Origin of the sequence: Brachyspira catarrhinii, assembly GCF_005518285.1 — a bacterium.
Lineage (GTDB): Bacteria > Spirochaetota > Brachyspiria > Brachyspirales > Brachyspiraceae > Brachyspira > Brachyspira catarrhinii.
Window position 1 is genome coordinate 1 of the sequence record NZ_SJDU01000694.1, and the last position, 675, is coordinate 675.

Below are 675 nucleotides of genomic sequence, written 5' to 3' on the forward strand. Positions count from 1 at the left end.
CGTTTGAATTTTCGTTTTAAATCGTTATTTAAATTTTCATCCGAATTTTTATTTTCGTTTTTATTTGAATCTTTTGAAATAATCTCGTCTTTAATATATTTAGACTTGTCAAAATCTTCGCTTTTCTTTTTGTCGGTAAAATATATAAAGACTTCTTCCAAAGTTCTTTCTTTAGCTCTAATCTCCAAAACTTCAAAATCGCTTTTAACCAAATGTTTAACTATAGAAGCTCTTATATCGTTTCCTCTCTCGCATTCGATTATGATAGAACCAAAATTATCCGTTTCCGCTTGAATGACTCCTTGAACTTCTCTAACGCAAACAAGAGCGTCTTCAACTCCGCTTGCGACTTTTAATTCGATATTTCCGCCGAGTATCTCTCTGTCCATCGCCGTTTTCAAGCCTTCGATTGTATCTTCGGCTATCAGCTCTCCGCTGTCTATTATTAAAGCTCTTTCGCAAGTGTCTTCGACTTCGCTTAATATATGAGTCGACAATATAACCGTTCGCGTTCCTCCCAAACTTTTTATTAAAGAACGAACTTCGATTAATTGATTCGGGTCGAGTCCGCTTGTAGGTTCGTCCAATATTAAAACTTCGGGGTCATGTATTATCGCTTGAGCGATTCCCGTTCTCTGTCTGTAGCCTTTAGACAAATGCCCGATTATTCTGTCT

General features: G+C 36.6%; 1 protein-coding gene. It reads right to left on the minus strand.

Annotation, left to right across the window (positions count from 1 at the left end):
* The coding region (locus EZH24_RS13105) for an ATP-binding cassette domain-containing protein (RefSeq protein ID WP_137999455.1) at positions 1 to 675 on the minus strand (675 nt) is incomplete at both ends.